Origin of the sequence: Halorubrum sp. PV6 (assembly GCF_003990725.2) — an archaeon.
Taxonomy (GTDB): domain Archaea; phylum Halobacteriota; class Halobacteria; order Halobacteriales; family Haloferacaceae; genus Halorubrum.
Map to the genome: position 1 here is coordinate 278,781 of NZ_CP030065.1, position 21,994 is coordinate 300,774.

Here is a 21,994-nt window from a genome sequence, read left to right on the forward strand (position 1 = left end):
ATATGGTGCGTCGATGCCGAGCTAGAGTTCTCGACTACTGACATTAATATTGGACCTCACTCAAGACGATACTCACTCACGCGATCTCGTGCGATGTACATCGAAATGGCACCGGCGAAACCTGCGAGGACGGCCGAAGTAATTGTTCCACTTAGACCAACCACAAACTGGTCGACACCAACGAACGAGGCGAGCGCGTGGCCTGCAATGCCGGAGTGAGTGATAACGGTCGGAAGTGCTACGACAAGCACCACCACAGAGTAGATCACGAAGGCGAAGACGCTCGGAACAATCGCCTTTGTGCTTCGAGAGACGCTAACCGCCTCGAAGCGTGGAAAGCCGACGCCAATTCCGGTGGCGATCGCCCCCGACACGGCCGACAAAACGAGTGCGGATACGCCGAGACTCACCACGACTGCGATTGAGAGTGGACTCAAAATGCCCGCCACGACGGTTGTTATAACGGTTATCGGCGCTATGAGAAGCGCACCAGAGACGGCGTGTCCGACGACCAGCGAGCGTTCAGGCGCGTCAGAGAGCAGTGTGATTGGCAGTGACGCGCCCTCTTGGCCCACCACGTTGAGCGCGAAGAGCGATCCGGCAACCCAGGTTCCACTGATCAGCAGCCACAGTGGAAGACTCGTGCCGATTTCGCCGGTCTGGACAGCAGTGAAAACTGGGCCAGCAAGCACGATCAGCGGATACAACGCGAACGAGAGCGAGAGCGGTGACCGACGGGCACGTTTCCAATCGACTGTGATGACGCCGACGACTGGCTGTGAGAATATCCGCGCAAGCCCGCCGAACCACGAGGACTGGTCAGTCGAGCGGTCGGCCTCGTGGGTGATGTGAACGCCGTCAGCGTACCAGAGCCACTCCGAGAGTCGGAACAGCGAGACAACCGCTGCGACAGCAAACAGGGCCGTGAATCCCACGGCACCGATCGCTCGGAGTGGAGAGGCCCCGATACCAAGCTCTATTGCTGCGAGATCGCCGAACCAATCGATCGGCGTCGGGGCGAGTACTCGATAGATTGGTTCCAACACTGACGCGAACGCATTCGTGAAGATCAACGCGAAGTACCCGATTCCAAACAGCAAAAGAAACAGTGTTCGGAGGCGGCTGAGCAGCCGCGATCGAACGCCGGCGTTTCGCACGCCCAGTGCGAGGAGAAAGCCGGCTGGAATCCCAGTCGCGAGGAGAAGACATAGCGTGAGCAACAGGGCAGGAATCGTAAGTAGTGAGCCCGCACTGACGGCAAATGCAACTGTGGCGGCGCTTCCGACAGTGAGGAAGAACACAGACCACAGCACGAACTCGGTGATCACAAGGCCAGCGATCACGTCTCGATGGGAGACCATCGTCAACAGGCCATCGAGATTGTCGGGACGAAGGGCGACAGCGTACGCGCGATACGCGCCGAATCCGACCACGAATATCCACCCATAGACGAACACCATCCGTGCCCATTCGATGAGCGGTTCGGCCTCGTTTCCGGCGACGAACCCCCCGGCAAGGTACGCACCAAACACGCCGCCGAGAGAGAATAGGAGCAGCATTACGGCCGCGAACGCGAGTGCCAACAGCTGCATCGGGTTCCCCTTCATCGTCCGCCAGCGACGTCGGAATTCCGTTCGGGCGATGAGCCGAGGACGCTTCGCCCGAGTCATTGGTCTGTAGCCTGTTCGTCCTGTGAGTCGGGGGCGTCTCCAGTACCCTCTGTAGCTGATCTGGGGGCGGCAGGTCCGCGTTCGGCGGTGACCGAGAGGAACACGTCCTCAAGAGTCGTTCCCTCTTCAGCTTCCATCCGCGCCGTCAGTTCAGCGGGTGACCCTTCAGTAACAAGGTCGCCTTCGTAGAGGACGCCGACGACATCCGCGAGTTCCTCGACGACCGAGAGGATATGCGTCGAGAGGAACACCGTATGGCCCTCCTCAGTGAGCTCCGCGATGACGTCGAGGACCGTCCGAGCCGCTCGCGGGTCAAGGCCACTGGTAGGTTCGTCGAGGAACACGACATCGGGCTCGTGGAGCAGCGCCTGAATCAGGCCGATCTTCTGGCGCATCCCCTTCGAGTAGTCGTCGAGCCGCTTGTCGGCGTCGTCGGTGAGATCGAACCGGTTGAGCCAGTCTACGATCCGACCCTCCATCTCGGTGGCGGGGATATCACGGAGCCGACCGAAGTATTCGAGCTGTTCGCGCCCGGTGAGTTCGTCGAAGACCGGGGGTTCCTCGGGGAGATAGCCGATCGATTCTCTGATCGCATCGCGATCCGAGACAGGATTCCCGTCGATCCATGCCTGACCGTCTGTCGGCTGGGTCAGTGATGTCAACATACGCATCGTCGTCGTCTTCCCGGCGCCGTTCGGCCCGAGAAACCCGTACACTGTGCCGTGGTCGACGGAAAGGTCGAGTCCGTCAACGGCGGACTCACTCCCGAATCGTTTCGTCAGGCTGCGCGTTGCGATAGCGGTTGAGTTTCGTGTCATCGTAGAGGGTCAATCAGTTTCGTATAGCAGTCGATCATAGAGCGATGCCTCCGACGCCGACACTGACGAACACCAACGCAATCACTATCGGAAATATCGCTCTCCAGGCCCGGTGGAGTACAAGCTGTCTCGGAGAGCGATCGGTGATGATGAGATCACCCGCGATGACAACCTCGTTCTGTTGGCGGTCCGTGTGCCCCGCAATCAAATACTCCTCACCGGGATCGATCCGGCGCTCGACGTAACGCCGCGTGCCAAGTCCCGGAATAATTCGCACCCATCGTGCGACCGGTTCAAGCGTGTCTCGCACGTCGACGAACCGTTGGATACGTTCTGGTGGCGTTTCGTTGGCAGCGACCGTGATGACCGTTGATTCTGTATCGAGTGCGAACCGCTTGGCTGATGGGACGATGGTGAGGGTCCCGCTCGCACTATCAAGGGTGAACGGACGTGTCGCCACGCCATCGTCGAGATGAGCCTGAAACCATGGAATTCCGATCCCGAACGGTTGCCGTTCGGTAACCTCGTACTCGAACCCTAGACATTGCGATCCCGTAAACGGTGCCGAAAGCGTCTCGCTCGCTTCGTTCGTCACGCCGCGGCAAACGACAAAAGACCCGCTATCCGTCACCTCGCTCGGGTCCTTCACAGTGGCTCGGAGAATACTTGGGACAGTCGCGAGCGGCCGAAGTCCGTACCAGCCGATAGCTAAACCGAGGGCAATAAATCCAACTCCGCCAACAGGGTAGAGCATCAATCGGAGGGGTACTACCTGTCGAACGTGGAGCTGTACTCAGCCGTCGTCACATCCGACTGAGGCAGTTTCTCATCTGCCCAAACGGGTGGCCGATTGAAAATGTGGAACAGCGTCACCGACATGAGCAGTATCAGTTGCTCACAGCGGAGCCGTGGAGTTTTGAGGAGGGCCATATCCAATATGATTGTGAGATGTATAAATAATGACTGGATGGCCGAAGCCAGCAAACCGGGAGAAAAGGTACAGCATTCGGGCTCTGTTGGACTCCTTAGGAAGTGACTGACTAGGACTACGCCACTTCTATGTTGAACAGCGACGGCTCTATTGAAATCCTCAGCAATTGATACATTCTGACCCAGCTGCGATCAATACAGACGGTGGGCTTACCATCTCCTAACGTCACCTGATAGTACATGAGCGGGGAAAGCGAGACAGGAACGAGCGGGAAAGACACGGGAATAGGGATGGCGATTGGACTTGCGATTGGGGTCGCTATCGGTTCTGCTACAAATAATATCGGACTGTGGCTCGCTATCGGAGTGGCAATTGGTGCTGCAATTGGTGCCGGACTAAGTAACCGTGAATAGAACTGTATAATTCTTGATTGTAGGCAGATCTGCTGACCGGCTGTTTCACACGAGAACCTATCTGAAGAATAGGATTTCAACAGAGCCAGAATGAACTAAATTTTTGTGATTTGACAAACTGGTATCTTACGGCGTCACGATCAGGTCAAACCGATAGATCGCGTCTTCGTACTCGGCGACGACGTTCCGGAAGTCGACCCGATCCTCGTAGCTGTCTATTGGTTCAAGATCGCCGGCGATACCGAGCGCTTCTAACACTTCCGAGAGGCCGTCTGAGAGAGGACTTCCCTCCTCGTACCGACGCGGATCGTCACTGATCGCGTCATCAATCACACTCCGTGCGGACTCGGAGAGACTGCTGACTGTCAGATCGTGTTCGACGATTTCGGTTCTCGCGTACTCGTTGAATTCGCTGGGTGACTGCGTGACCCCGGTGACGGTGTACGTCCACTCTGGCACCTGAACACTTCGTTGCTCTGTAACTGGCCGAAAGTATTCTTCATTGACCTCGACAAAATCAAACTGTGCCGACGGAATCAGGTCACTTGCGTCAGGGTCAAGGCCGTGATGGAACTCCACAGTTTGCAGCTCGTCGAATTCAGGGTCACCGAGGAATCCATCGTTTCCAGCATAGACCGCGTCAAGTGCTGCGTCAAGCACTCGTTCATCTTGTGTTGACAGATCGAAGGGACGAGTTTCAATTGTCGCGTCGTCAGGTGGCGTTTCATCAGTCCGCTCGACTGCGAAATGCCATCGATCACGTTCAAGCTGCCGCTCGTCAGCAATCTGGACGTGATAGAAGCGATCGTTCCGTTTGAGGAATGTTGGATATGGTCTCGTCGTTTTTCCCCACTGTGCTCGTCTAACGAGCGGCCACTGTTTGACAGTTACACTGCCCTGATCGAACAGTTCCGAAACGTACTGCGTTTTCATTTCGGTGGTGAAATCGACTCTTGTCACAGCCCTGATCTCCGTGGGGTCGGACCACAGATACGGCCGACCGACCGATGATAGGTCTAGTTCGTCTGCGATAAGAGCGTACTCATCAAGACTACCGGGACTCAGACAACCGGAAGTTGAAGTCATGACTGTGGAAGCGCCGAGCAGTTGGAGGGCACGGCGGCGGGAACAATACATGTCCAGCCGGAGATATCGGTGTTCAAAACAAATTCTTTGTGGTGGCTCTGTTGAAATACTCAGTAGCTGATGTTTTTCACCACCAATCATTCAGTACAAGAGATTGACCGATAGGTCGGTTCAGGGGGCTGGTCGAAGGTCATGGGTTCCCGGACCCCTTCGCAGAGGCGTTAGCAGTTCGAACCCGCCGCTCGATGAGACCGCTCCCCAGCGCAAGGAGAAATAGCAGCGGCCAGCCGATGAGATAGAGGTCAAGGGGAGTTCCGGGAAGGAGTGGCTCTGGGGCTTGTAGAACCTGCCACATCTGGTACATCGCCATTCCATAGATCACTACGACACTGAGGAGAGGTGTCACAGACCCGTATTGGGCGAAAGCTATTGCCAGCAAAGCACCGACGACTGCACCCCCGAGAATCGACCACCAGAGCCAAGGCCCGATTTGAATACTCACTAGACCTGCCAACAAGTTTGTCAGCCCGTACGCCAACCCTGCTGTTGACAGCAAAACGAGAACATAACCGAGGCTACCAACGAGAGCTGCTAGCTGTGTCTTCCGCGAAAAGGTGGAAGAATTCGGTAGTACGAGTACCATAGTCTAGGATGGAAGATCAAAAACGTAAGATTACGGGCCGAGTGGTAGTTATCGAATATCTGATCACCTCAGATAATAAAATATTTTCAGTGATAGAATGTTTCAGACAATAACACATATAAAGATTGGTATTTCAACAAAGCTGGTTTGTTGGATTTATCCGGTTTGTTGAAATCCTCTTCTTCAGACAGATTCTCATCTGAAACAGCCGGTCGCTGAAGAGTGCGTATTGATAGCCGGACCGTATAAGAGACTCTCATTGCTCGGAAACACTTTCAATGTCGGCAGAAGACCTGGTATAATGGCCAACATTCGTCGTCCTCTCGTATCCGGTTTCGCCATCGCCGTCGGCACATTACTTGGACTTGTCATTCTTGGCGACAGCTCAGTTGAAGTCGGATTAGTGGGTGCAGTTAGCGCGTTCATCGTTATGTTCGCGCTGAGGACCTATTTTTGATAAGTTCATACCCTGTATTGACCGTGATCGGGTCAAAATATATCACTTACTGAGGATTTCAACAGGGCCAAAACTTGGTAAATGGATTCAATTGAGTTCGGATAGCTACAAAATTTTTTTACGTTTATCAGCGTCTTCGCTTGTTTTATTAGAACCGGCTAGACACATTTGATCAGTATGGCCCTCCAACTCAGCCATGCGGTTAGCGACGGTATTCGGCGGACAGTTTCTCGAACTGGTGGAATCCTATTTCTGGGATTCCTCGCTATCCAGTTTGGACTCCAAATAAGCGCCAATAGCGCCGTCTTAGGGCTTCTCCCGCCAGAGGCTGCCGAACAGTTTAGTCAGGATGCAGGACTCGCGCTTCCGATTCCCGGAAGCGCCGGGGTTGCTCTATTCGTTGTGATCATGATATTGAGCTCGACTTACCTCGTTATCCTCTCGCGAACATTTGCTCAACCACAAAGTGAGATGTCACGGTTCCCTGCGACATCCATGCGGCGACTCGGTCGGACCACGGTCTTCGCTCTTGTTGGTGGGTTAATAATCACTATCTCGATCATGCTTGGCACCGTTCTTTTGGTTCTCCCTGGGTTGTTTTTGGCAGCCTCATTCCTATTTTTCATGTTTGCTGTCGCTGTCGAAGATCGCGGGATCATCAGCAGCCTCAAGCGGAGCTGGGGGTTGACTCGTGGATCCCGGATCAAACTCGGTATACTCGTTATTGTGACTGCGCTCTTTGGTGGCGTAATCGGTGCGGTCTCGCCGTTATTGACCCTCGCTGGCCTATCGGTCGCCGCCGATATCGTGACAGTTGTTTTCACAACGGCGTTCTTTGTGCCATACTACGCGATCATCGCGTCGGCATACCTCCAGTTGCGAGACGGAGAAGGCGCTTCGAACCGGTCAACACAGAACTCGGTTGACGCGTCAGAAATACCCAAACTCTAGCCGACTCAATTTGTTGAAATCCTCTTTTTCGGCTTTGTTGAGATCCTCTGTGGTTGATAGTTTACACCCCCAATCGCTCAGTACAGAAGGTGTTCCACCCACTCTTCTACGGTCTCAATCGAAATGATTACATCTCGACCCACGAGCGATGTCTGTTCATGGGTCTTCGTTCACGTACTCTGTGGACACTCCGCCGCTATTGGGCTGACCGCCTCGGTATCCCTCCCAAGGCTATCGAACCTATAGGATTTCAACAGAGTCGTTTTTTATCCTCGACTAACCATCTTCAGCGTGTTAGACTTTCTTTACAGCGGAAACTGTTGCGAAGAGGGTGAATAATCCACCGAGTACAATCGCGATTATCGGTGCGCTCGACGTTTGATTTTTCAAAAACGCATCTCCCGGCTGGTCGGGAGAAACATATGCGGTTGTCTGTGTCCCCTGTTCGTACTCCTCAATAGCTGATTCGGCGCTTGATTGCGTTTCGTAGTTCTGTTCAATATCTGCAGGATAGATCTTTGTTCCAGTGTATTCGTTTTCATTATAGCTGTATTCAAACTCAACCACCGGATCGTAATTCGCACCTGGGTTTGATGACGTTCCGCTGTCCGCCTCGATGTCGAGTTCGGTGATAGTCGCATCAACCTCGACTGCGTCTCGAACTGCCTCCGTCTGTTGTACGTGATCGTATCCGCCGTAGCTGATGATCGCAATCCCGATGAGCATGAGCAGCAACGCACCTTTGAGGGTATCGGGGCCGTTAATATTCACACCTGATTCGTTGCCCATACTGTTAATCACCACGAGACCGCTTACAATCAGGAGATGGTCGGGCGTTGCTGCGGGAGTCAGTTGACTGCGAACTGACCTGCCCATTCCACCGAGAGCAGTATGGCAGGCGAAGCAGCAAGCGTCGCTGTATGTGTCGTCCGATTGACCAACTTTCCTGTTGGAGGGCTGAATACATTGCCTTGGAGTTCACTCACCTAGCAACTAAAAATTGTATATTGTTACTGTACGATCAGTGTTCGACTAAGAACGCTCTGTTGAAATCCTATTGGTCAGATAGATTTTACCTGAAACAGCCGGTCGATGAGAGCTGCGAGTTGACCGGCTAGAATCCTACCAATCCGAGACACTACGAACTATATGAAAAGTCTGACCACCTTCGTTGACGGCGATGTTAAGTTAAGGATGAGGCGGTCGGTGTTCCGAATGGTCTATGTCCGAATCCAACCGCCTCAACGGCTCTACTAAATGGATTGACTTGGAGTTTGTGGAGCGTGAGCGGACACCCTACGAGATCATTGAAACCGGTATTCAGCTCCATCTTGCTGGCCTATCACTTTCGAATACCAAACAGTATCTTGAGAATTTGGGTGTCGAGCGAAGCCGAACAGCAATCCACAACTGGATTCAAAAGGCCGATCTACAGCCAGCTAACGGTGCGAGCCCGAATCGCGTTGCGGTCGACGAGACTGCGATTCAGATCGACTCAGACCGATTCTGGCTGTATGCCGCCGTAGATCCTCGTACAAACGAATTCCTCCACGTTGACGTATTTCCCGTTCAAAACCAACAATTTACTTTGGTGTTTCTCCGCGATCTCAGAGAGAAACACCACGTTGACGACGCGATCTTTCTGGTTGATGCTGGCGGACATCTCACAGCTGCGCTCTCACGTACTTCGCTCCGATTTCAAATTACTCGTCATGGAAATCGGAATGCTGTCGAACGTGTCTTTAGAGAAGTAAAACGACGAACATCCTCGTTTTCAAATACGTTTAGAAATGCGGAGCCGACGGCGGTAGAATCATGGCTCCAAGCCTTCGCCGTCTGCTGGAATCGATGCTTAACTTAACACGACCTTCGGTAACAACTTACAGAAGACAAGACTAGCCACGATACGTGTATTGACCTACACCGGGGAAAAATATATCACTTGTTGAGGATTTCAACAAAGCCTCCCTGTCGATATTCAGTAGCGATGTCTGTTTGCTGAGTACAACCTCTGTATCGGTCACACCGGTACTGACAGACACTGAGTAGGTGGAAGAGGACCTGCTGAATAGAGGGCGCGAGCCTTGTTTAGACGCTCCCGACGGCTGCGGTTAGTTGCTCTCTTGGATGAACTGAATCACTCCAAAAGTAGCTCTCTACCCGATCTCGTCCGTGGGATAGCGACTGTAGAACACGAACTGCACCGCGTCTAAACAAGACCGAGGGCGCGCATCCTGCGACGGATGTCACACCGCAGCCCGCACAATAGAGGGGACTGACAGGAAGTAGTCACGACGGTACAAATAGCCCAAACGGACGGAAAAACCGGGCCAGAGCGCGCCGGGTGTTGTCTCTGATGAACGCCCACGTCCCGATTTTCGACTCGTCAAGGTGCCACTGACCGCCGTCCTTGTAGGCGGTGTCCGCCTGCTCGTGGTAGTTCAGTGCCTCATGGACACGTGACTCGGTCATGTCACAGGCGTCAGCGAGTTCCGGGACCGTCTTCGGGCCGTCCTTCAGTTCCTCGGCGACGAGATGGCCGACCTGCATCGACAGAAACACTTCACTGGAGTCGGCGTCAGCCATCTCGTCGTCACCTGATCGGATGCCTTCCCGGAGGCTATAGAGTGCGTCTAGCATCAGCCAGCCACCGCCGCCGACTCCGACCGCGGCGACGGTGGTGTCTCCCTGCGCCCAATAGGCGACCCCACCGGCAGCTACGATAATGAGGCCGAGCGCGAGTCGGAAGTGGCGTTCATCCAGTCCAGGTAACGGGCTCGCGAGTTCGGCAGACTCACCCACGAGTACGATAGCCGCGACGATGATGGTTTGTGACCAAGTGAAGCCGAACGCGATACCGAACAGTGCGATCAGCCCCACCGCGTAGGCGGCACGACGGACGAGGCTGGTGCCGAGGAGGGGGCCGGTCGAGGACATTACGTGTCAGGAAAGAGCCCAATCGTTAAAACAGTCAGCCCACGGTACCATGGTCGGAAACACTAATGCGGATGTGTCGTTGCTGACTACATCTGTATCTCGCACACCGATCCTATCAGTTCCAAATGTTCTCAACAGGGCCGTTGACGACGGATTTCTGGGAGTCCGCGTCAAACCCCACTCTCGGACCGACCCCCATTTGTGCCGAGGGAGTTAGGTGAGGTGGTTTACATGAGGGCTGGAGCGACGCCGAGGGCGGCAGTCGCAAAAAGAACCGCGACGTATCCGGTAGCGACGAGGAATACCACGCGTCGCGGATGGTCGACGAGGCCCCGACGGTGTCCAACTGCCGCGAGGTAGCCAGTCAGCGGCAACAGCTGGAGGGCGTGGAGGCCGACGAAGTGCGCTAGGCGGAAGTCTCCGACGAGCTGCCAGCCGACGACCGGGACCGTCGGCTCCGCCGTCTCGACGACCCGAGACTGGATCGCGATCATCGCCGCTCCTTCGAACGCGCCAACGACGAACCACCCGATGCCGAGAAGAATGCCCGCGGCGAACGCTGGGTGGACATCGAACTCGTTGTAGCGCGCTCGAACCGCCAACGCGCCGATCGCGACGGTGACGACGACAATTGTAACACCCATGACGCCCCCGATCGCCCCGTCGAGGACCGTCGCCCGATTAAAATGAGACCCAACACCGCGCGCGGCTTGTCCGCCGATAAGGACTATTTCAATGAGGAGACCGACGCTGACGATCCGGGAGACACGGCGGCGAAAGTCCGGGTCAACCGGGAGGTGGACACTGAGCCAGCCGAGCGTCGCGCACACGAGCGCGATCGAGCCGGTGAACTTCGCTGGCTTGAGCCACGCCGGCTCGCCGTTGACGACCATCGGGTCCAAGACGGTGCCGACGGCGAAGGCACCGAACAGGACAGCGTTGATCGCGGCCACGGCGGACAGAACCGGATCGCGGCGCCGCAGCTCTCCGATCGACGTGGCGATCGTTTGCGCCATCGTCCGCAGCGTCGTCCGTCCTCTCGTGGCCGCAGCGACCGACTCGGAGTTCATACTACAGTGTTGCCGGGCGATTCATGTGTGCGTGACCCCAACATGTTGGTACCTGTCCGAAGCGGCAGTAACCAGCATGATCGACGCCCGATTCCGCATTCGCCTTCCGCCGGACCTGTACATCACTGACCTGTCGGAGGCGTTCCCCGATGCGACCTTTCGCCTGCTATCCGGCGTCCACAGCGGCGCCACCGCGAAAGAACTCGGTGAGGTGCTGGCTCGAACTCCTGGGTCGGTCGCAGCAGCGTTTCGCGAACATGAGGCGGTCGACGCGTACGAGGTGTTGGAACGTACCGATGACCGGCTCCTCGCGACGTACGAGACGACCGACGTCGACCTCTACGCATTCGTCGAGTCCGGAGGGTTCCCGCCTGAGTTTCCGATCGAAGTTCGGAACGGGTTCTACGAGTTCGACCTAACTGGTACTCGCGGGGAGTTCGACCAGCTCCGGGAGGCGCTAGAATCGAGCGGTACCGAGTACGAACTCCTCTCAAAGGTAAACAAGAACGGGCAGACCGACTCCTCACACGCCGACAAGAGGAACTCCTCGCCGCCGGCCTCAGAGAAGGGTACTTCGAGGTCCCGAGAGGGTGTACGCTGGCGGATCTCGCCGACGTAGTTGGTGTGGACAAGTCGACCGCGAGCGGGATCGTCCGGCGGGCGCAGGCTCGGCTTATTGCGTGGTACCTGACCGACGTGAAGGCCGAGTGACGAGCGGGTGGGTTCGTCACAATTCTTTGCGCTGATCTACTCTGTTGAATCCTCAGGAAGCGTCCGAATCGGATTACGCTCCAAGCGCGGCGACGACGTCGTCGATTGTATAGAGACGGACATCGTCGCGCTTGCGGGCGGCGTCGTGGATGCTGTCGGTAAATCCACTCCGGGAGAACAGCGCGTATTCGACGGTTCGCGAGCCACCGTCCGACGGCTGCCACCGGAGTTCCTCGACGTGGGTCTCCAGGGATGCCAGCGCGCCGTAGTCGAGCGGCGATTCCTGATATTTACACTCGCCGACGACGAGCGTGTCTTCGTCAGTGAGCCCGACGACATCGATCTCGTGGTCCTGATACCACCACTGCCCAACATCGACGATCGGCGTCTCGTCGTACAGGGTCCACAGGGCCTCACAGCACAGTTGCTCGAAGGCAGGAGCGACGAAATCGGCCAGCTCGGGGTCGACGAGTCGGTCGTAGGCCTCCTCACCGAACTGGTCGTACCGATCCGCACTCCCGGACAAGAATCGGAACCAAAATCGGAACAGGGGATCCCGAAGTCGGTACTGACTCCGCTTGGATCGTTCAGGTTTCTCAGTCACCGGCACATGCCGTTCAATGAGTCGGAGCCGAGAGAGCCGATCCAGATACGTCGACAGCTGGTTGTAGTCGATACCTGTCACGCCAGCAATCTCGTTGCGGCCTGTTGCCCCGCCAGCAATCGCTTCGAGGATCGAGAAGTACCGCGTCGGCTCCGTTAGTTCCATCCGGAGAACGTACTCCGGCTCGTTACGGAGCGATCCGTGACGAGTTAACACCGTCTGCTGGATGTTCTCGCCGAGGGACCGATCGGCGTCGAGTTCCTCGAGGTAGTAGGGAACACCACCGAACACGCTCCACGCGCGAACGGCCTCGTCCGCCGTCGCATCATCCGGGAAAAACTCCGTCGCGGCGTCGAACGAGAGTTCACGGATGTCGAGTGTCAAGGATGTCCGCCCGTATAGCGGACTGTCTCCGAGCAGCGTCGCTTCCTCCATCATGCTGATCGACGACCCGACCAGTACGAACGTCGTCTCCGACTCGTTGAACTCGTGGTCGAACAGCGCCTGTAACACCGACGGGAGGCTCTCGTCCTGTTCAATCAGGTACGGAAACTCGTCAAGGACGACAATCGCGTTCTGGTCGGCTAGATACCGGAACAGCCGCTCCCAATCAGGACGGATATCTTCGATACCAGGAACCGTGTCGGCCGCAGCCTCGACAAACTGTTCCAGTTGGAGCTCCTGCGTCTTCTGTCGTGCCTGATAGAAGACCGCGTTCTCTCGTCCCTCAAGCGCCTTCTTGACGAGTCTCGTCTTTCCCAGCCGCCGCCGCCCGTACACGACAGCGAGATCCGCGGTCTCCGAGTCAAACAGGCCGTGAAGCCGATCTAACTCCTCCGAGCGGTTCACGAAGTCTGTCATGGCGCTGAATTAGTGGGTACATAATAAAAATATTCTGAATAATCATATTCTAGAATATCATATTCACAGATATCATCAGCGAGTGCGGCACAACGATGTTAACCAGATTAACCAAAAATATGCCGGGGGCATACCGAAATGTTGGTTAATCCGGTGATCAAAGGTGACGGCCATCTCGGAAAGAGTCTTGGAAACAGTTTACCACTCCTCAAGATCCGGAGACAGAGTTCGAATTGACGTTTTGTAAAGTCCTTTCTGGAAGTCCGGAAGCGCCGCGCCGTCGCTTATTGAGAGTGTGACGAGTTATCGAGTATGGGAGACCATCCACCATCGAACCGAATGGCGGCCGACAAGCCAACACGGGGGCTGACCGCAATCTGGGCTTGGCAGATCGCGCCGAGCCAGCCACTGAAGAGATGCTGCTGCCGTCACTCGACGACGGCATTACGTTGCTCGACGTAGACGGCGGCCGTGGCGTCCCAATCCTCCAGTCGCTCGTGCTTGACCATCTCCTGTTACACGATGGGCCCGCCTTCTGGGTTGATGCGAACGGCCACGCGACGACGACGACGCTGGCTCAGATCACACCGAGCCAGCGGTTGCTCGACCGGATCCACGTCGCACGCGGATTTACTGCGTACCAGCACTACGGCGCTGTCGATAATCTCCCGACGGCAGTAAACCAAGTCATCCAGAAATCGGCCGCCGTCACCAGCACATCCAGTCGACAGTCATCGACTCATAGCGAAGACTCGTCTCTACACACCCCGTCGCTCATCGTTGCGCCAGCCGTCGACACCCAGTACCGCAGCGACGACACACTCAGCGAGCAGCACGCAGAAACACTGCAAGCGAGAACCCTCGCTCGGCTAGCGACGTACGCCGACAGCTACGACGTCCCGGTACTCGTGACTCGGAGTACGATCGATGAGTTCACAGCAGCGGTTGCGACGGCCGCCGACCACCATCTTGAGTGTGAGCAAACCCGGATGGGGCCGCGACTCGTCGGTGACGAGTTCGAGACACTCATCTATCCCGTTGGTGACGGTGCGTACTACCAGACCACGTTCGCCTACTGGCAACAGCTACTCGCTACGCGGGCGACGCAGGTTGGCCTCGAACCGGCGACACCCCCGTCGTCGACGTCGAGTCCGGCAGGTGTCGGGACAGGCGTGACCGCTGACGGGGAGACGACGTCGCTCACCGCGAGTCCCTTCCTCGATGCGTGGACAGCACCTGGGGGGCGCTAACAATGGGACGCACAAACCCGACATATCGAGATGCGCTGCGGGCTATCGAAGACCGCTGGGCGGAGTTCCGACGGGCGCTCCGTCGTCGCGACCAACCACGCTTCGACCAACTGTTCGAGTACGCTCGCGAACACGCCGACGCGAGCGGGCTGTTGAACCACCAGAATCCACTGGTGCCGGCGCTGTTCAGTATCGATCTCGAACAGGAGGCCACATTAGAAGACCATGAGGAACGTCTCGAAGCGCTCGAACACCGGCTCGACGAACAGCGCATCGATGCGCAAGTATCCGATGAAGAAACCAGCGAGCCACCCCAATGAGTACACTCGCGACGATCGCATTCGACATCGAGACGACGGGGTTTTCGACGACTGACCAGCTGACTGTCGTCGGCTTCGACGCCGAGATCGGCTCACGAGTATTCCTCAATACGGACGGGAGTGCGTGTGCTTCAGATATCGAACAGCGCGTGAACGAACATCTCACTACGCCAGTGACGCTCTCTGTTCATGACGATGAGGACGCGCTGTTGGACGCCGTCAAGACGTTCGTCGATACCACGATCGCACAGCGAGACGTCAAACTCGTAGCCTATAACGGCGAAACCTGGAAAGGCGGATTTGATCTGCCATTTCTTCGAACGCGGCTCAGTCATCACGGACGCGAGTGGCCGTTCGCTGAGTTGCCGTACATCGGCGTGATGGAGGTCTTCTCCTCACGGTTCAATACGAGTGAGAACAGCCTCACTGGAGTGTACGACGAGCTTGTGGCGTCCGGCCACGGCGCAGTCGATCCATTTGGAGAAAGTAGCGAAGCGGTCAACGCGTGGGAGACTGGTGATTTCGGAGCGGTCGTACTCCACAACATCGCCGATATTCGACGTACACGAGCGCTGATGGACGTCGCCGAACGATATTGCTCAAAATCAGACTTTTCGATGAAATCGCTCGACCCAGTGATTAGTGAAGGGTGAATGCGCAGAAACTGTCGAGGGCCTCGGTCACGATCACTTGCTGTATTTGTCTTCAAGAGCGGCTTCTTGCCGAGCCAGTATTTTGACACCCTCGCGGATCCCTTCGGTCAACACGATCCGTCCTAGCTCTGTCAGTTCGTAGTATGAATAAGTCTCTTCAGTCCCCGTATTCGGATCGCGTCGGTTCTTGATGAGTGCGACATCCTTGAGCGTCCGGAGCGGATAGTGGAGCGCATTATCTTCCTCACCAAGTACCATTGACAGTTCGCTGGTGCTGAGTTGATTATTCTCCGCAAGCGCCTCAAGGATCAGATATTGCTTGGGCTTAGACGCCACTTCGTACATTTTCAAGTAATCGACAAGATCGAATAGGCTGTCTTCAGGGAGTTCAACGTCTAGGTCGAACCCGTTATCGCCCTCGTTAGAGTCGTCACGCCGTCGGCGCGAACCGCCGTCAGGAATTGACGGTCGGTCGGGCGAGTTAGTCATATAAGTCAGTTGGTCCCCTACCATCTTAAAATATTTTACTATGGTTGCGGCGAGACCATCCAACTATTTGATCCATCGAGGTGAGTAACTTACAATGGAAGAGCAGTTGATTGTGCTCTGAAAACACGGATCCTGTACCGGTACAAGAACCCGTGCCGACAAGGCTTCTATGGCGGATTTTCTGCGTCGTTGATCCCATCGAATGTTCCATTCGTATAGGCGTATCGCCACCGCTGGAGAATCGCTCGCGTTACAAGGCTTGTCTCAGACACAGCAATACAAGATGGGTCGACAGGACGGCTCGGAGCATCGGGGGGTGAATGGAAGTGTCGGCGCGGCGCGGCGGGTTTTGGATGACAGTCAAACCGAAAATTTCGGTCTCGGGAATCTGTGTAGTGTGCGGCGTAGTTCCCGGTGAGACTCCACCGGACGTCTATCCGGGCGGTTGACGCCGCTCCGACGCCATCAGATAGTTCGACCGAGAGTGTCTGTGGATTCAGTGGGTCGTCCAATGACGCGGTCTGGACCAGCGGCTCAAGGTCCACGAACAGGTCTCGTATCTCCCGTAATGCCCCGGCGTCAATGGGACCAAACACCTCAGACTGCTCGTCTGGCTGAATATGGTGAGCGGGGTCTCCGTCGTCGGTCATACGACGATGGATGTATCGTCATTGCCATCGTCATCTGTATCCGTGCCAGTGAGGTGACCAGTTTGACTCACTTCACCGATCGCGAGTGTTGCCTGTGCGAGCGCGAGGTTACGTCGCGTCGTTTGCCATTCTGTGAGGAGCGCGCCGTGGTCGCTGTCAGCGTCGTCGATATCCAGTTCTCGGGCGAATTCCTCGGGTGAATCAACACCGTATTCCTCGCGCCACGCCTGTATCTGCGCCTTCATATCGGCGATACCGGACGCGATCTCTTCGGGCGTCCGTTCCGCGAGGAGCGACTGGGCGTGTTCAGTGACGATCGCCGTTTCCGACCGTCGGTAGTGCGTCGTCTGACCATCCTGAGATGTCGTTACCTCACCAGCGCTCTCGAGCGTTCGCAGGTGCTTTCGCGCCGTGGTCGGTGAGACGCGGGCACGCTCGGCGATCTGTGCTGCAGACAGCGGATCGTACACACGAGAGATGACTTCGTACACTCGTTCAAAGGGCGTCGTCTCCTCGATCCATTCCTCTTCGACGACGTCGTTCACGTCACGGTGTTCAGTGCCGCCATCCGGGCTCATTCGGTGGGGCGGGGACGGCTCCTCGGACATTATGTGCCAACCAACGGGAGAGCGGCATAATAATCTGTGGGGTAGTATATTGTTCACCGAATTCATGATATGGAGGATTGTCCACAGCAGTCTTAACCAACAGCGATCTGTAGGACGGTCGTTCTGTTGGTTAACACGCTACCGGATGTTCAGCTAACAAACCCGGAACTGATTCTGGAAGTGGGATTAACAGAGCGAACCCGCGAGAGTACGCTGTTTCTGTCAAGACGATCTCCATTCCCTGAAATCCGGAACAGACACGCCGGCAATTATACGCGGAGCAGGCGCAATACCATGGCCTTCAGGCCGTGGATACACGCCGTCACTCAGTGACACGTTCCACCGATACCGGCAGGGCTGGATATTCCACGCCAAACACAGAATTTAATACTATATTTTTATAACTAGTTATGAGCACAGTACGATGCTGGAGACAACCCGTACCTACGTCGCACGCGTCACGAACCAAAGTCAGGTTCGTGACGACCTCGACCAGTGTGGGTTCTCCGCCTCGAAACTGTGGAACGTCGGACGCTACTACATCCAACAACGATGGGACGACGACGGTGAGATACCCGACGAAGCCGAACTGAAATCAGAGTTGAAAGACCACGAACGCTACAGTGACCTGCATTCTCAGTCAAGTCAGCGAGTTCTCGAAGAACTTGCTGAAGCGTTCACCGGCTGGTACAACTCCGACGATGGCGACAACCCACCGGGCTACCGGAAACGTGGCGACCGACACCCGCGCTCTACCGTGACGTGGAAACAGAAAGGCATCAAACACGACGCTAAACATGGCCAACTTCGCCTCTCGAAAGGCTGGAACCTGAAGGATAGACGGTCTGACTTCACCCTCGCCGAGTACGAAACCCGTCCCGACGTAGAGGTTGAGAACATCCAGCAAGTGCGTGCCGTCTGGAACGGCGACGAGTGGGAACTCCACCTCGTCTGCAAGAAGGAAATCCCCGTTGAGGACGCACCCGGCGACAACACGGTGGGAATCGACCTCGGTATCAGCAACTACCTCGCTATCGACTACGAGGATGGCCCCTCGGAGCTATATCCGGGGAACACGCTGAAAGAAGACAAACACTACTTTACCCGCGGCGAGTACCAGACCGAGGGTGAGAACGGGCCGTCGAAGCGTGCGCGGAAGGCTCGACAGAAACTCTCCCGACGCAAAGACCACTTCCTCCACACCCTGTCGAAACACATCGTCCAGCGGTGTGTCGAAGAAGACGTAGAGAAGATAGCAGTTGGTGACCTTAGCGACATCCGCGAGGATGAGAACGGCGACTCGCGGAACTGGGGTGCGTCGGGGAACAAGAAACTCCACGGATGGGAGTTTCACCGCATCACGAACCTGCTCGAATACAAGGCCGAAGAACACGGCATCCTCGTTGACCGAGTGGACGAGGAGAACACGAGCAAGACGTGTTCGTGTTGTGGGCAGATTCGGGACAGTAGCCGCGTAGAGCGCGGTCTGTACGTCTGTTCGTCGTGCGAGACGACGATGAACGCGGACGTGAACGGTGCGGTGAATATTCGCCGTAAGATAACTCAGAGTCTCCCGACGGGGGATATGAGTAACGGCTGGTTGGCACAGCCCGGAGTCTTCCTGTTCGACCGCGAGAGCGGGTCGTTCAACACGAGAGAGCAGGGAGTCTGCAAACCCTAATATCCCAACGCTCGGGATTCCTCCGCCTTCAGGCGGAGGAGGATGTCAAGCGAGACTCCGGTGTAGAGACGAGAAGGTGGGTGACTTACGAAAATGCCGTTCAAAGTCGATTTCCTTGACGATGGTCGCGTCCTCGAGTGGGAGGCGACCAACGATGGCGCGACCGCGACCGAGCGCGACGACTACACGCCCCGGTTTTACGTCACAGCACGTGACCCTGACACCGACATCGATCTCACACCACTTCGCGCACAATATGAACGACATCCGGATATCGCCGCGACCGAGATCGTATCCCGGCGGCCGGGATTTCGTCGTGACGACGAGTCCGCTCTTGCTGTCGACGTCGACCACGTCAACCTCGTCACACCGCTTGCGCGACAGGCACGCCAACTATCAGCGCATCCGGTCGGCGATCTCGCCTGCTTCAACGTCGATCTCTCGCGGGAGTTCCGGTACTGTCTGGAGGCGAATTGCGATCCAACGCCGACAGCAGAGCTCTCGACACTCCGGCTTGGTGTTCCAGTCACCGAGATAGGCCAAGACACGTACAGCGAGCTCACAATTGCCGGCGAGACTGTTACCGGGTCATCGAGAGACATACTCACCACCGTCCAAGCGGCGATCGAGACACACGACCCAGACATTCTCGTCTGCTCGACGAGCGAGATCATCTCAACCCTCCACGAGATGGCGACGGTCGCGGGTGTCGACGACTTTTCACTGAGTCGGTGGCCAGAGGTCGATTATCAGCAACTCGCGAGCCGGTCGACGTACTCGAGCTACGGCCGCGTCGGTCACTCCCCGGCACGGTACAACGTCCCCGGACGGGTGATCATCGACGAGTCGAACACGTTCTTTTACGGGGAGACGAACCTCGAGGGCGTCCTCGACCTCGTGTCGCGCTCGAAAAAGCCCGTCCAGGAGCTCGCGTGGGCGTCGATCGGGAACGTCATCACTGCGATCCAGATCTGCGAGGCCCACGACCGCGGTGTCCTCGTCCCGTGGAACTCCTGGCGACACGAGTTCTACAAGCCGATGGGGACGCTCCACGACGCCGACCGTGGCGGCTTCATCTTCGCACCCGAGGTCGGCCTCCACGAGAACGTCCACGAACTCGACTTCTCCTCATTGTATCCGAACATCATCTGTACCCGGAACGTCTCGCCGGACGTCATCCGGTGTGATTGTCACAGCGACCGCGACGACGTCCCCGGCCTCGGATACTCGATCTGCGATGACCGAGGCTACCTCGTTGACGTCCTCCAGCCGATCATCGACGCACGTGACGAAATCAAGACAGCCATCCGTCGCGAGAAGGCTCGGGATGACCCCGACGAGGACCGACTGGCGGAACTCGAGGGGCGATCAGGCGCGCTGAAGTGGATTCTCGTCGCCTGCTTTGGCTACCAGGGGTTCAGCAACGCGAAGTTCGGCCGTATCGAGTGCCACGAGGCAATCAACGCGTTCGCTCGCGAGATTCTGCTAACGGCGAAACAGCAGCTGGAGGACGGCGGGTGGCGTGTCGTCCACGGCATCGGCGACTCTATCTGGGTGACCCCGGATCCCGACGTCGACGACGAGGAGCGCGAGGACCTCGAGACGCTCGCGACAGCGATCATAGAACGCGTCAAAATTCGGCTTGAACACGAAGCTCACTACGACTGGGTGGCGTTCGTCCCGCAGCGCGAGAGCGACGCCGGCGCACTCACGAAGTATTTCGGCAAGGTAGCTGGCAACGACGACTTCAAGATCAGAGGGATCGAGGCTCGCCAGCGGTCGACCCCATCGTTCATCGAGGACGTCCAGCGGGACTGTCTCGAACGGCTTGACGCGACTCGAGCTCCGGACGCTGTACTCGACTGTCTCCAAGACGCCATCAAGCGCCTCCACGCTGGAACGGTACCGGTCGAACAGCTCGTCGAACGAAATCGTGTCTCCAAGCCGCTGGAGGGATATACGCAAAACACCCAGAACGTGGCGGCACTAAGACGGGCTCGCGATCAGGACCTCACTGTTCACCCAGGACAGGACATCGAGTACGTAGTCGTCGACGACGAGAAAACATCGCGAGAACGGGTCGCGTTGGCTCACGAGGAGATCGAATCGTACGATGCGTCGTACTACGAGACGCAACTCGTCAGAGCTGTCGAGAGTGTGCTGTCACCGCTTGGGTGGGATCGATCGAAGATCCGTCGATATCTCTCGGAGAGACGGGAACCGGAGCTGACAGCCTTCGCGAACGGCAATCAAGATTAACCAACACACCGTTATACCACCAAATCTGTTGGTTAAATCAGAGCCATGCCCAGAAGATCCGTGAAACCTCGTATGACGGGTGAACAAGGGCTGCTTGAGAAACTCGTTTGAGAGACACCCCTCTATCGATGTGTTCTACAGAGAAAACAAGGCGAGTGCCTCGGGGCTTGACCCCGAGGCGGTTCACAGGCGATTCCTATCGCACCTGATGTCGAGTCTTAGCTTCTGTTCTGTTGTGGTACGTTTCAATGTCACGGCTCGAAGTGCGCGACTTGGTCTAATCGCAAAAGGACACACGAAGGATTGTTCCCTACCTGTGGAACAGTGAACCGATCGTCTTCTGACAGTAGCGACCCGATGAGACACACACCCCTCTATCGATGTGTTCCAGGTGAGTAAGCCGGACAAGACAGGTGCTCGGTTTTAGTCCTTGAAACGCAATTTCCAAGAATATCGTGGACATCGTCTCTCTATCGTCCAATAACCGATGTTGCTTCGGCAATCTTTCTGACGTTATCTGAAGGTCGCTATTGCCAGGGGTCGAAACACATCGAACACATCGATAGAGGGGTGTGTGTGTGTTTGTGTTAATCAAATAAGAGAAGAGAAGAGAAGATCAAGCTCAAATCGATTGGGTAGAAAACGACGAGAACGTTCCTTCTTCATTCTAAGCCAACACGAGGCCTGTCTCGACAGTTAGGCACAGAAAATTCCTCAACTAACCCCCCACCCCGTGAATACTTCGAACACATCGATAGAGGGGTGTGTGTCTTCGGGCGAGTACTGCTGAACACATCGTCACCGGCTACTGCCTGTTAGCCTTATTTTACGGTTATCACGTGGTTAATCCGGTATCAGGGGTTTCAAACGGCTAATCACACTTCGATAGAGGTGGGGGAATCTTTTTGATACAGGGCGGTATCAATTGCTCT

At 56.3% G+C, this 21,994-nt stretch carries 19 protein-coding genes and 1 pseudogene; 9 read left to right on the forward strand and 11 right to left on the reverse strand.

Annotation, left to right across the window (positions count from 1 at the left end):
* Nucleotides 1–56: 56 nt before the first annotated feature.
* The 5 genes from DOS48_RS29155 to DOS48_RS29175 form a co-directional block, all read right to left on the reverse strand.
* A complete protein-coding gene (locus tag DOS48_RS29155; RefSeq protein WP_244629419.1) occupies nt 57–1,607 on the reverse strand; it encodes a hypothetical protein in 1,551 nt (516 codons plus the stop codon).
* Between the two features lie 59 nt (nt 1,608–1,666).
* Nucleotides 1,667–2,488, reverse strand: a complete 822-nt coding sequence (locus tag DOS48_RS29160) for an ABC transporter ATP-binding protein (protein WP_168654575.1) — start codon at nt 2,486–2,488, stop codon at nt 1,667–1,669.
* A gap of 34 nt (nt 2,489–2,522) precedes the next feature.
* Entirely contained in the window at nt 2,523–3,137 is a 615-nt protein-coding gene (locus DOS48_RS29165; protein WP_244629420.1) for a hypothetical protein, read from the reverse strand.
* Between the two features lie 821 nt (nt 3,138–3,958).
* Nucleotides 3,959–4,969 (reverse strand): hypothetical protein, encoded by a 1,011-nt coding sequence (locus DOS48_RS29170; RefSeq protein WP_168654579.1) that lies wholly within the window; start codon nt 4,967–4,969, stop codon nt 3,959–3,961.
* Nucleotides 4,970–5,108: 139 nt separating this feature from the next.
* Nucleotides 5,109–5,561 (reverse strand): hypothetical protein, encoded by a 453-nt coding sequence (locus tag DOS48_RS29175; protein WP_168654580.1) that lies wholly within the window; start codon nt 5,559–5,561, stop codon nt 5,109–5,111.
* Nucleotides 5,562–5,862: 301 nt separating this feature from the next.
* On the opposite strand from DOS48_RS29175, the gene DOS48_RS29180 reads away from it, so the two are divergent.
* Complete coding sequence (locus tag DOS48_RS29180) at nt 5,863–6,018, forward strand: hypothetical protein (protein WP_158603183.1); 156 nt, start codon at nt 5,863–5,865, stop codon at nt 6,016–6,018.
* Nucleotides 6,019–6,195: 177 nt separating this feature from the next.
* On the forward strand, nt 6,196–6,969 hold the full coding sequence (locus DOS48_RS29185; protein WP_168654582.1) for a hypothetical protein: 774 nt from the start codon (nt 6,196–6,198) through the stop codon (nt 6,967–6,969).
* A gap of 294 nt (nt 6,970–7,263) precedes the next feature.
* Here the strand turns inward: DOS48_RS29185 and DOS48_RS29190 are convergent, their stop codons facing one another.
* Entirely contained in the window at nt 7,264–7,758 is a 495-nt protein-coding gene (locus DOS48_RS29190) for a DUF3592 domain-containing protein (RefSeq protein ID WP_168654583.1), read from the reverse strand.
* Between the two features lie 433 nt (nt 7,759–8,191).
* Here DOS48_RS29190 and DOS48_RS29195 point away from each other — a divergent pair, with 433 nt between their 5' ends.
* Nucleotides 8,192–8,830 carry an IS6 family transposase gene (locus tag DOS48_RS29195; RefSeq protein WP_168654585.1) on the forward strand — a complete coding sequence of 213 codons (639 nt, stop codon included), beginning with the start codon at nt 8,192–8,194 and terminating at the stop codon, nt 8,828–8,830.
* A 428-nt stretch (nt 8,831–9,258) separates the two neighbouring features.
* Here DOS48_RS29195 and DOS48_RS29200 read toward each other — a convergent pair whose 3' ends face one another.
* Both DOS48_RS29200 and DOS48_RS29205 read right to left on the reverse strand, forming a co-directional pair.
* Nucleotides 9,259–9,906 carry a hypothetical protein gene (locus DOS48_RS29200; RefSeq protein ID WP_168654587.1) on the reverse strand — a complete coding sequence of 216 codons (648 nt, stop codon included), beginning with the start codon at nt 9,904–9,906 and terminating at the stop codon, nt 9,259–9,261.
* A 227-nt stretch (nt 9,907–10,133) separates the two neighbouring features.
* The gene (locus DOS48_RS29205; RefSeq protein WP_244629421.1) at nt 10,134–10,799 is read right to left on the reverse strand and encodes a hypothetical protein; all 666 of its coding nucleotides are present in this window, start codon (nt 10,797–10,799) and stop codon (nt 10,134–10,136) included.
* Between the two features lie 639 nt (nt 10,800–11,438).
* Between DOS48_RS29205 and DOS48_RS29615 the strand changes: the two genes are divergently transcribed.
* On the forward strand, nt 11,439–11,687 hold the full coding sequence (locus DOS48_RS29615) for a helix-turn-helix domain-containing protein (protein ID WP_321169478.1): 249 nt from the start codon (nt 11,439–11,441) through the stop codon (nt 11,685–11,687).
* Nucleotides 11,688–11,760: 73 nt separating this feature from the next.
* Here DOS48_RS29615 and DOS48_RS29215 read toward each other — a convergent pair whose 3' ends face one another.
* Complete coding sequence (locus tag DOS48_RS29215; protein WP_168654588.1) at nt 11,761–13,152, reverse strand: ATP-binding protein; 1,392 nt, start codon at nt 13,150–13,152, stop codon at nt 11,761–11,763.
* Nucleotides 13,153–13,464: 312 nt separating this feature from the next.
* Between DOS48_RS29215 and DOS48_RS29220 the strand changes: the two are divergent.
* From DOS48_RS29220 to DOS48_RS29230, 3 genes and pseudogenes are all read left to right on the forward strand, one after another.
* A pseudogene (locus DOS48_RS29220) lies at nt 13,465–14,402 on the forward strand (hypothetical protein).
* A gap of 2 nt (nt 14,403–14,404) precedes the next feature.
* Nucleotides 14,405–14,722, forward strand: a complete 318-nt coding sequence (locus DOS48_RS29225; RefSeq protein WP_080506852.1) for a hypothetical protein — start codon at nt 14,405–14,407, stop codon at nt 14,720–14,722.
* The gene (locus tag DOS48_RS29230; RefSeq protein ID WP_168654590.1) at nt 14,719–15,375 is read left to right on the forward strand and encodes a ribonuclease H-like domain-containing protein; all 657 of its coding nucleotides are present in this window, start codon (nt 14,719–14,721) and stop codon (nt 15,373–15,375) included. The genes DOS48_RS29225 and DOS48_RS29230 overlap by 4 nt, the downstream gene beginning before the upstream one ends.
* Nucleotides 15,376–15,408: 33 nt before the next feature.
* On the opposite strand, the gene DOS48_RS29235 is transcribed toward DOS48_RS29230, so the two are convergent.
* Nucleotides 15,409–15,864, reverse strand: a complete 456-nt coding sequence (locus DOS48_RS29235; protein ID WP_244629422.1) for a MarR family winged helix-turn-helix transcriptional regulator — start codon at nt 15,862–15,864, stop codon at nt 15,409–15,411.
* Nucleotides 15,865–16,510: 646 nt separating this feature from the next.
* A complete protein-coding gene (locus tag DOS48_RS29240) occupies nt 16,511–17,059 on the reverse strand; it encodes a winged helix-turn-helix domain-containing protein (protein ID WP_168654646.1) in 549 nt (182 codons plus the stop codon).
* Nucleotides 17,060–17,546: 487 nt separating this feature from the next.
* Between DOS48_RS29240 and DOS48_RS29245 the strand changes: the two genes are divergently transcribed.
* Both DOS48_RS29245 and DOS48_RS29250 read left to right on the forward strand, forming a co-directional pair.
* Nucleotides 17,547–18,803: an RNA-guided endonuclease TnpB family protein gene (locus DOS48_RS29245; RefSeq protein ID WP_168654594.1), complete on the forward strand. Its 1,257-nt coding sequence runs from the start codon at nt 17,547–17,549 to the stop codon at nt 18,801–18,803.
* A gap of 93 nt (nt 18,804–18,896) precedes the next feature.
* Nucleotides 18,897–21,062: a type B DNA-directed DNA polymerase gene (locus tag DOS48_RS29250; protein ID WP_168654596.1), complete on the forward strand. Its 2,166-nt coding sequence runs from the start codon at nt 18,897–18,899 to the stop codon at nt 21,060–21,062.
* Nucleotides 21,063–21,994: the final 932 nt, after the last annotated feature.